We start from the raw sequence: 1351 nt of genomic DNA, 5'->3' as shown, positions 1-1351 counted from the left end.
CCTGAATCCGTGGACCTGAATTGAACTCGGTCATTTTCCATGCGCGTCGACCTTATCCGGCCGCTTGCGCCGAGCGGGCTGCCGGATTTTTCGGCGGCGAAGGTCGGCTCTGGTGCCGATGGTGGTACGCCGTGTGTGATTTTGCCGGTTCGGGACGCATTTTCAAGCACCGCGCGCGAGCGCGGCTCTCCGAGCGCTCGGTTGCGGGACTTGCGGCCTGCGGAGGCGGCTTGACGGCCTCATGAGGGTGGTGCACGCAGCCGCTCCTGCAGGTGCATGAAGACCTGCACATGGGCGACGACCCCGCGACCGAAATCCAGGACCATGCGCCGTGCGTGTTCGATAACCCGCGCGGCGCGGTACATGATCTCCTGCAGCACGGTCTTGAGCCGCCTGCGCTTGGCCGGATGGCGCACCGGGGCGATGGCGCCCGTCAGGCCGAGCTGTCCCAGCAGGCGAAGGCAGTTGTAGGCAAACATCGCCAGATGCAGGATCGCATCGTTGGTGTCGAACTTGCCCGAGGGCAGCCGCTCCAGATCCAGATCGGTTTTGATCTCGGAGTGAAACTGCTCGTGGGTGCCGTGGTGCTGGTACAGCGTGAGAATGTCTTCCGGTGACGCATCGGCCAGCGAGGTCCAGAAGCCATCCAGCGTGATCTCGGGTTCCAGCAGCATCTGGCCATGCTTGTCGATGGTGCGCTCGGTGATGCGGAGCACGCGCCGGATCATTCCAGCCTGTGGGCGGTCGACGGTCTCGTCCAGCCAGGCTTCGCGCTTGCCGTCACGCAGGCTTTGAAAAGTGCCCTGCTGCTCGGCACGTTGCATCCAGCCCGCCTTGTCCTGCTGGCGGGGGTTCCACTTGACCAGATAATCGAAGGACCGACCCCGCGCCGTTTGCTCGGCCTTGAAGGCGACAAGCTGCGCAAGCAGCTTGGCGCTGTCGAAGCCGCTGTCCGCCCGCACCAGCAGCGACGCATCAGCGGCCGTCAGGCGCACGGTGCGAGGCAGGATGCGCTCCAGGAAATACTCCGTCTCACGGGCCGAGTGCTGAACGCCCGGGCGCAGTTCAAGGCCGATACACCAGCCCTCATTGCCCAGATAGGCCGCAATGGGTGTATAGCCGTCCACCCCCTGATAGGTCCGGCCGACGTCCTCCTTGTGGCTACCGCTTTGGTCCATGACGAAGGTATCGAAGTCGCAGCATACAAAGCCCTTGTGGGCCGAGATCGGCGCCTCGGTGCGCGCGATCAGACGCAGGCTCAACTCGTCAGTAGCCTCCCGCAACTCGGCGGCCACGGCATCCAGGCGCTGCCGCAGCCAGGCACTGCTGGGCACCTTGGCCAGCCCCAGCG

1 protein-coding gene is annotated in these 1351 nt (G+C 64.9%); it reads right to left on the bottom strand.

The annotated features are described in order from the left end of the window. Positions 1 to 239: 239 nt before the first annotated feature. The coding region (locus RM530_RS18315; RefSeq protein ID WP_311366710.1) for an IS1380 family transposase at positions 240 to 1351 on the bottom strand (1112 nt) is incomplete at its 5' end.

Source organism: Banduia mediterranea (assembly GCF_031846245.1).
Lineage (GTDB): Bacteria > Pseudomonadota > Gammaproteobacteria > Nevskiales > Nevskiaceae > Banduia > Banduia mediterranea.
This window is presented reverse-complemented; position numbering and strand designations above follow the sequence as displayed.